This is a genomic window from Mycobacterium saskatchewanense (genome assembly GCF_010729105.1).
GTDB lineage: Bacteria > Actinomycetota > Actinomycetes > Mycobacteriales > Mycobacteriaceae > Mycobacterium > Mycobacterium saskatchewanense.
In genome coordinates this window covers 1610442-1617988 of sequence record NZ_AP022573.1, presented here as the reverse complement: position 1 = coordinate 1617988, position 7547 = coordinate 1610442, and the positions used below count along the sequence as shown (strand labels likewise).

9 protein-coding genes are annotated in these 7547 nt (G+C 71.2%); 6 read left to right on the top strand and 3 right to left on the bottom strand.

Going from position 1 to position 7547, the window contains the following annotated elements; all coding sequences use genetic code 11:
* The first annotated feature begins 11 nt into the window (after positions 1-11).
* Together G6N56_RS07550 and G6N56_RS07545 are read left to right on the top strand one after the other, a co-directional pair.
* Positions 12-521, top strand: coding sequence for an MTB12 family secreted protein (locus G6N56_RS07550; protein ID WP_085254739.1), 510 nt, complete (start codon positions 12-14; stop codon positions 519-521).
* 170 nt (positions 522-691) lie between these two features.
* A complete protein-coding gene (locus G6N56_RS07545; RefSeq protein ID WP_085254738.1) occupies positions 692-1210 on the top strand; it encodes an MTB12 family secreted protein in 519 nt (172 codons plus the stop codon).
* Positions 1211-1245: 35 nt separating this feature from the next.
* Here G6N56_RS07545 and G6N56_RS07540 read toward each other — a convergent pair whose 3' ends face one another.
* The 3 genes from G6N56_RS07540 to G6N56_RS07530 form a co-directional block, all read right to left on the bottom strand.
* Positions 1246-2118 carry a sigma-70 family RNA polymerase sigma factor gene (locus tag G6N56_RS07540; RefSeq protein WP_085254737.1) on the bottom strand — a complete coding sequence of 291 codons (873 nt, stop codon included), beginning with the start codon at positions 2116-2118 and terminating at the stop codon, positions 1246-1248.
* A 3-nt stretch (positions 2119-2121) separates the two neighbouring features.
* Positions 2122-2724 (bottom strand): carboxymuconolactone decarboxylase family protein, encoded by a 603-nt coding sequence (locus tag G6N56_RS07535; RefSeq protein WP_085254736.1) that lies wholly within the window; start codon positions 2722-2724, stop codon positions 2122-2124.
* 79 nt (positions 2725-2803) lie between these two features.
* Positions 2804-3118, bottom strand: a complete 315-nt coding sequence (locus tag G6N56_RS07530) for a type II toxin-antitoxin system VapB family antitoxin (protein WP_085254735.1) — start codon at positions 3116-3118, stop codon at positions 2804-2806.
* A 193-nt stretch (positions 3119-3311) separates the two neighbouring features.
* Here G6N56_RS07530 and hrcA point away from each other — a divergent pair, with 193 nt between their 5' ends.
* The 4 genes from hrcA (at position 3312) to G6N56_RS07510 (ending at position 7513) form a co-directional block, all read left to right on the top strand.
* Positions 3312-4343: a heat-inducible transcriptional repressor HrcA gene (hrcA, locus tag G6N56_RS07525; RefSeq protein WP_085254734.1), complete on the top strand. Its 1032-nt coding sequence runs from the start codon at positions 3312-3314 to the stop codon at positions 4341-4343.
* A 53-nt stretch (positions 4344-4396) separates the two neighbouring features.
* Positions 4397-5545, top strand: coding sequence for a molecular chaperone DnaJ (gene dnaJ, locus G6N56_RS07520; protein ID WP_085254733.1), 1149 nt, complete (start codon positions 4397-4399; stop codon positions 5543-5545).
* Between the two features lie 22 nt (positions 5546-5567).
* Complete coding sequence (locus G6N56_RS07515; RefSeq protein WP_085254732.1) at positions 5568-6353, top strand: 16S rRNA (uracil(1498)-N(3))-methyltransferase; 786 nt, start codon at positions 5568-5570, stop codon at positions 6351-6353.
* 110 nt (positions 6354-6463) lie between these two features.
* Entirely contained in the window at positions 6464-7513 is a 1050-nt protein-coding gene (locus G6N56_RS07510; protein ID WP_085254731.1) for a PhoH family protein, read from the top strand.
* Positions 7514-7547 lie beyond the last annotated feature (34 nt).

The following is a 7547-nucleotide window of genomic DNA, read 5'->3' as shown; positions in this document are numbered from 1 at the left end:
AGGAACCAACCATGCGAATCACTGTCGCCGCCACCGGGATGGCGGCTTTGGGCGCCGTCGGCGCGGCGGCCGTCGGCGTGACCTGCGCCGCCACCGGTACCGCGGCGGCTCAGCCGGCCGCGATCGGCGCCGCCCACGGGCCGGCGTTGCCGCAGGACCCGCCGCCCCCACCGGGCTTGCCGACCCCCGACCAGCTGTCGAACCTCTGCAACCAGGTCACCGACCCCGGCGTCTCGTACACCACCAAGATGAACCTGGTCGAGAACGGCATCACCCCGGACGAGGGCCATCTCGCCGATCACGACCTGAGGAAGGCATATCGAGACGGCAAGTTCCCGGAGACCTTCGCCGTGACGAACATCGCGCCGGCCGGCCCGAACGCCGCCCAGGCCGACGTGGCGATCTCGGGCCCGAAGTTCGCCGGGCCGGTCTCCAAGCACCTGGCGTTCATCGACCAGGGCGGCAACTGGATCCTGCAGCACGATTCCGCGATCGCGCTGCTGCAGGCGGCGACGGGTTAGCGGCCCACGAACCCGCCGGCTTCCTGGGCTGCCACACAGCTGCGGCACAGAATCCTCTGTGCGCGCACACAGGGCTCGGCCGTAACGTCACCGGCCTGAGTCGCGAAACACCAGTCACAGCAAGCACAATCACTCGCGGCACCCGCGAATCGGAGGGGGAGGACCTACCCGTGAAGCTCACCATCACATCGCTCGCCACCAGCGTGGCGGCCGTCGGCGCCATCGGGGCGGCGGCCATCGGGTTCGCGGCCCTGACGCCCTCGGAGGCGGGCGGTGCCGCCGCCCAGGTGCGGCTCGTCGCGGTCGGCGCCCCCTTGCCGCAGGACCCGGCCCTGGCCGCCAGCGTTCCGACCGCCGCCCAGCTGACCGGCGTACTGACCAGCCTGGCCGATCCCAACGTGCCGTTCGCCAACAAGAGCAACCTGGTCGAGGGCGGCATCAGCGGGATGGAGGCGCATGTCGCCGACAAGAAGCTGAAGAAGGCCGACAAGAACGGCGACCTGCCGCTCGCGTTCAGCGTCACCAACATCCAGCCCGCCGCCGCCGCCGGCTCGGCGACCGCCGACGTCGCCGTGTCGGGCCCGAAGCTCCCGACCCCGGTCACCCAGAGCGTCACCTTCGTCAACCAGGGCGGGTGGATGCTGTCGCGGTCCTCGGCCATGGAGCTGATCCAGGCCGCCGGCCAGTAGCCCCCGCCCGGGCGGGTAGCGGACGCGAGCCGTCGCTACCCGCCCGTCGCGTTTGCGGCCAGCCTGGCGACGCGCCCGGGGTCGGACAGCACGTCGATCGCCGCAACCCGCCCGTGGCGCACCAGGAACGCCATGATCGCCGTCGGCGCGCCGGCGACCAGGATCACCGCGCCCGCGGCGCCGTTGACGGTGGCCGCGCGCACCTCCCGCTCGGGCCGCCCGTATCCGCGGGCCAACTCGGCCACCGACGCGGCGCCTTCGGCCCGGAAGCCCGGGGCCCGGGGGCCGAAGTCGCCCCGCAACACCACGTCGGGGTGCAGCACCGCCACCAGCCGATCGAAATCGCCCGTGCGGCCGGCCGCGAAGAAGGCGTCGACGGCCTCGCGCTGCGCCGAGATGTCGCCGTCGGGGGCGGGGTCGGCGCGCTCGATGCGCCGGCGCGCCCGGCTGGCCAGCTTGCGAGCCGCCTCCGGCGTGCGCTCGACGATCGGGGCGATCTGGTCGAACGGGACGCCGAACACGTCGTGCAGGACGAACGCCAGCCGCTCCGACGGCGGCAGCGTGTCGAGCACCACGAACAGGGCCAGGCCCACCGCGTCGGCCAGCATGGCCTGGTGTTCCGGATCGAACTCGCCCTCGGCGGCCACGATCGGGTCAGGCAGGCGGCGGGCCGGTTCCTCCCGCCCGCGGGCGTGCCGGTCGCGCAACGCGTTGAGGCAGACGCGGGCGACCACGGTCGTCAGCCAGGCGTCGGGATTGGCGATCTCCTCGCCGACGCTGCCGGACCAGCGCAGCCACGCCTCCTGCACGGCGTCCTGCGCGTCGTCGACCGAGCCCAGCATGCGGTAGGCGATCGCGCCGAGCCGCGGCCGGGCCGCCTCGAACCGCGCGGTCAGCGACGCGTCCATCGATCACCTGCCACCGGCGCCGGGCAGCGCGCACACCCTGTCACCGGAGAATCCGGCCGCCCCGATCCCGAGCGGGATGTTGAAGCGGGCCCGCAGGTTGCCCAGCCCGATGACGTGGGTGAGCCCGACGAGCTGGGCGGTGTCGAAGTGGGCGTGCAGGGCGTCGAAGAGGCGGTCGCTCACCTCGACCGGGGTGCGGCTGACCGCGGTGGCGTAGTCGAGGATCAGCTTGTCGACCTCGGAGAAGCAGGGCGCGTCGCGGTGGTCCGACAGGGCCAGCAGCTCCTCGTCGGTGATGCCCCACCGGCGGGCGATCTGCGAGCCCAGGTCGATGCAGTACTCGCAGCGCACCGTCGTCGCGGCCTTCAGCTCGGCCAGGGCGCGGTGGCGGGGAGTGAGGATGTCCAGCCTGGATTCGGCCTGCTCCAGCCTTCCGTACGCGGTGAGCAACCGGGGGATGTGCGCGTACATGCGCAGCGGCTCGAGCATCCCCGCCGCGTCCGGGCCGAGCCCGGTCAGCCGCGCCAGCTTGCGCCGGGTGAAGAAGAAGGCGATCTTGGCGCCGAAACCGGCGTCGCGGTCGGAGACTCCCGGTAGCCGGGACATGGCAAACCTCCTTGAGGGTGTGGCTCGACGGTTCTGACTACGTCGACACCCGGCGAGGCCTAAACGTGACCGAGCCCTCCTACCGGTGTTGGCTCACCAGCGCGTCCATGTCGAACACCCGGGCGTGCAGCACCGTGCGGTTCCGCAGGGCCGCGCGGACCGCCCGGTGCAGCCCGTCCTCGAGATAGGTGATGCCCTTCCACTTCACGGCGTGCGGGAACAGGTCGCCGTAGAAGGTGGAGTCCTCCGAGAGCAGCCGGTCGAGCGCGAGCACCGTTGTGGTGGTGACCAATTCGTCGAGCCGGATCTGCTGCGGGGGGATCTGCGACCAGTCGCGGTAGGACAGCCCGTGCTCCGGATACGGCTTGCCTTCGCGCACGCCCTTGAAGATCATCGCCGCGCCTTCCCCGCTGCCCGCCCCGACGCGTCACCGCGGCCCGACCGGTTCATGCACGACAGGCTAGCCCGAAACGGTTTGCGCAGCGATCGCTGGCCGGAGGCATCCGCGGGTTGCTGTGTGGCGGTCAGCCCGCCTCAACACCGTAAAATGAACCGGTCAGGGCGGGATCAAGGGAGGTGACACGCCGATGGGAAGCGCCGACGACCGTCGCTTCGAGGTGCTGCGTGCGATCGTCGCCGACTTCGTCGCCACCAAGGAACCGATAGGGTCCAAGTCGCTGGTGGAGCGCCACAACCTCGGGGTGTCGTCCGCGACCGTCCGCAACGACATGGCGGTGCTGGAGGCCGAGGGCTACATCACCCAGCCGCACACCAGCTCCGGGCGCGTGCCGACCGAGAAGGGCTACCGCGAGTTCGTCGACCGCCTCGACGACGTCAAGCCGCTGTCGTCGGCCGAGCGCCGGGCGATCCAGCACTTCCTCGAGTCCGGCGTCGACCTCGACGACGTGCTGCGGCGCGCGGTGCGGTTGCTGGCCCAGCTGACGCGCCAGGTCGCCGTCGTGCAGTACCCCACGCTGACCTCGTCGACGGTGCGGCACCTGGAGGTGATCGCGCTGACCCCCGCCCGGCTGCTCATGGTCGTCATCACCGATTCCGGCCGGGTCGACCAGCGCATCGTCGAACTGGGTGACGTCATCGACGACCACCAGCTTTCCCAGCTGCGCGACATGCTCGGCCAGGCGCTGGTGGGCAAGAAGCTGTCGGCTGCCTCGATCGCGGTGGCCGACCTCGCCGGTCAGCTGCGCAGCCCGGACGGCCTGGGCGACGCCGTCGGCCGCTCGGCGACGGTGTTGCTCGAGTCGCTGGTCGAACACACCGACGAGCGCCTGGTGATGGGCGGCACCGCGAACCTCACCCGCAACGCCGCGGATTTCGGGGGTTCGCTGCGCTCCATCCTGGAGGCGCTCGAGGAGCAGGTGGTGGTGTTGCGGTTGCTTGCGGCGCAGCAGGAGGCCGGCAAGGTGACCGTGCGCATCGGCCACGAGACCGCGGTCGAGGAGATGGCCGGCACGGCGATGGTGACCACCGCCTACGGCACCTCGGACACCGTATACGGCGGCATGGGTGTGCTGGGACCCACCCGGATGGACTATCCGGGAACTATCGCCAGTGTTGCTGCGGTTGCTCTTTATATCGGCGAAGTCCTGGGTGCCCGATGAGCGCGCACCCGGCCGCGATCACGCGGCAAGAAAAGGCATAAGAAAGGTCAAGCGTGGCACGCGACTATTACGGGCTGCTCGGCGTGAGCAGAAACGCCAGCGACGCGGAGATCAAGCGCGCGTACCGCAAACTGGCGCGCGAACTGCATCCCGACGTCAATCCCGACGAGGCCGCGCAGGCGAAGTTCAAGGAGATCAGCGCCGCCTACGAGGTCCTCAGCGACCCCGAGAAGCGCCGGATCGTGGACCTCGGCGGCGACCCGCTGGAGAACGCCGCCGCGGCCGGCGGCGGGTTCGGCGGCTTCGGCAACCTGGGCGACGTGTTCGAGGCCTTCTTCGGCGGCGGCTTCGGCGGGGGTTCGGCCTCCCGCGGCCCGTCGGGCCGGGTGCGGCCCGGCTCGGATTCGCTGCTGCGGATGCGGCTCGATCTCGAAGAGTGCGCCACCGGGGTCACGAAGCAGGTGACCGTCGACACCGCCATCCTCTGCGACCGCTGCCAGGGCAAGGGCACCAACGGCGACTCGGCGCCGATCCCGTGCGACACGTGCGGCGGCCGCGGCGAGGTGCAGACGGTGCAGCGCTCGCTGCTGGGCCAGATGGTGACGTCGCGGCCCTGCCCGACCTGCCGCGGCGTCGGCACCGTCATCCCGGACCCCTGCCACCAGTGCATGGGCGACGGCCGCGTCCGCGCCCGCCGGGAGATCAGCGTCAAGATCCCTGCCGGCGTCGGCGAGGGCATGCGGGTTCGGCTCGCCGCCCAGGGCGAGGTCGGGCCGGGGGGCGGGCCGGCCGGCGACCTATACGTCGAGGTCCACGAGCAGGCCCACGACATCTTCGTCCGCGAGGGCGACGACCTGCACTGCACGGTGTCGGTGCCGATGGTCGACGCGGCGCTGGGCGCGACGGTCACCGTCGACGCCATCCTGGACGGCATGAGCGAGATCACCATCCCACCGGGGACCCAGCCCGGCGCCGTGATCACGCTGCGCGGCCACGGCATGCCGCACCTGCGCTCCGGGGTGCGCGGCAACCTGCATGTGCACGTCGAGGTCGTCGTCCCCACCCGGCTGGACCACCACGACACCGAACTGCTGCGCGAGCTGAAGAACCGCCGCAGCCGCGACGTGCCCGAGGTGCGCTCGACGCACGCCGCCGGCGGCGGGCTGTTCAGCCGGCTGCGCGAGACCTTCACCGGGCGCTAGCCGGGCTTACGGACCCGCGCACATGGTGGCGACGCTGTTCTACGTCGACGCGCTGCCCGCCCCGGGCGAACTGGCCGCGGTCGAGGGCGAGGAGGGCTTCCACGCCGCCACCGTGCGGCGCATCCGCCCTGGCGAGGAGCTGGTGCTCGGGGACGGCGCCGGGGCGCTCGCCCACTGCCGGGTCGAGCACGCCGGGCGAGACGGGCTACGCGCGCGGGTGCTGGAGCGCTGGCACGTCGCACCCCCGCGGCCCCCGGTCACGGTGGTGCAGGCGCTGCCCAAATCGGAGCGCTCGGAGTTGGCGGTCGAGCTGGCGACCGAGGCCGGCGCCGACTCGTTCCTCGCGTGGCGGGCCGCCCGCTGCGTGGCGAACTGGGAGGGATCCCGGGTGGAGAAGGGCCTGCGCCGCTGGCGCGCCGTCGCCCGATCGGCGGCGCGGCAATCGCGCCGGGCGCACATTCCGCCCGTCGACGGTGTCCTGTCCACCGCGGCGTTGACCCGGCGGATCCGCGATGAGGCGGCCGCGGGCGCGGCAGTGCTGGCCCTGCACGAGTCGGCGACCGAGCGGCTCACGGATGTCAAACTGGCACAGGCGGATTCGGTGCTGCTCTTGGTGGGTCCGGAGGGCGGCATCGCGCCGGACGAGATGGCCGAACTGGCCGATTCCGGGGCGGTCGCCGTCCGGCTCGGCCCGCAGGTGCTGCGGACGTCGACCGCCGCGGCGGTGGCGCTCGGCGCGCTGGGCGTGCTCACGCCGCGGTGGGACTCGAGCGCCGACTGCGAAATCGGCGACGCAACACGCCGATGAAGCCTGACCAGATTCCCGGTCGAGCCTTGGGACCCGCTGCTGACCAGCGGTAGACTGGCTTTTCGAGCATTCCCGCACCGAAACTTCAGGAAGCAGGCATCGGAAACCACGTGACGCCCCGCGAAACCAGCGCCGGTGACGCCTCATCGACCTCTGCTCAAGTTCGCAGCAGCATTGACGTTCCGTCCGATGTCGTCGTGGGCTTGCTGGGCTCGGCCGACGAAAACCTGCGCGCCCTCGAACGCAACTTGAAGGCGGACCTGCACGTGCGCGGCAACTCCGTCACCCTGACCGGCGAGGCTGCCGAGGTGGCGCTGGCCGAGCGGGTGATCTCCGAATTGGTCGCCATCGTCTCCCGCGGTCAACCGTTGACCCCGGAGGTGGTGCGCCGCAGCGTCGGCATGCTCGTCGGCACCGACAACGAATCGCCCGCCGAGGTGCTGACGCTGGACATCCTGTCCCGACGCGGAAAGACCATTCGGCCCAAGACGCTCAACCAGAAGCGCTACGTCGACGCCATCGACGCCAACACCGTCGTGTTCGGGGTGGGGCCCGCCGGCACCGGGAAGACGTACCTGGCGATGGCCAAGGCGGTCAGCGCCCTGCAGAGCAAACAGGTCAGCCGCATCATCCTGACCCGGCCGGCGGTGGAAGCCGGTGAGCGCCTTGGCTTTCTGCCAGGCACGCTGAGCGAGAAAATCGACCCCTACCTGCGGCCGCTGTACGACGCGCTCTACGACATGATGGACCCCGAGCTGATCCCGAAGCTGATGTCCGCCGGGGTCATCGAGGTGGCGCCGCTGGCGTACATGCGGGGCCGCACGTTGAATGATGCCTTCATCGTCCTCGACGAGGCGCAGAACACCACCGCCGAGCAGATGAAGATGTTCCTCACCCGGCTCGGGTTCGGGTCGAAGATCGTGGTCACCGGGGACATCACCCAGGTCGACCTGCCCGGCGGCGCACGGTCGGGTCTGCGGTCGGCGATGGACATCCTCGATGACGTCGACGACATCCACATCGCCGTGCTGACCAGCGTCGACGTGGTTCGCCACCGGCTGGTCTCGGAGATCGTCGACGCCTACGCGAAGTTCGAGGAGCCGGGCCTGGGGATGAACCGGGCGGCTCGGCGCGCGTCGGGCTCCCGCGGTCGTCGATGATAGGGGCCGTGAGCATCCCCGTGCGCCCTGTGAG

What these genes read in the sequence shown, in the direction of transcription:
- G6N56_RS07550 (WP_085254739.1), top strand. Translation starts at nt 12, where the DNA reads ATGCGAATCACTGTCGCCGCCACCGGGATGGCGGCTTTGGGCGCCGTC.
- G6N56_RS07540 (WP_085254737.1), bottom strand. Translation starts at nt 2,118, where the DNA reads ATGGACGCGTCGCTGACCGCGCGGTTCGAGGCGGCCCGGCCGCGGCTC.
- G6N56_RS07535 (WP_085254736.1), bottom strand. Translation starts at nt 2,724, where the DNA reads ATGTCCCGGCTACCGGGAGTCTCCGACCGCGACGCCGGTTTCGGCGCC.
- G6N56_RS07530 (WP_085254735.1), bottom strand. Translation starts at nt 3,118, where the DNA reads ATGATCTTCAAGGGCGTGCGCGAAGGCAAGCCGTATCCGGAGCACGGG.
- hrcA (WP_085254734.1), top strand. Translation starts at nt 3,312, where the DNA reads ATGGGAAGCGCCGACGACCGTCGCTTCGAGGTGCTGCGTGCGATCGTC.
- G6N56_RS07515 (WP_085254732.1), top strand. Translation starts at nt 5,568, where the DNA reads ATGGTGGCGACGCTGTTCTACGTCGACGCGCTGCCCGCCCCGGGCGAA.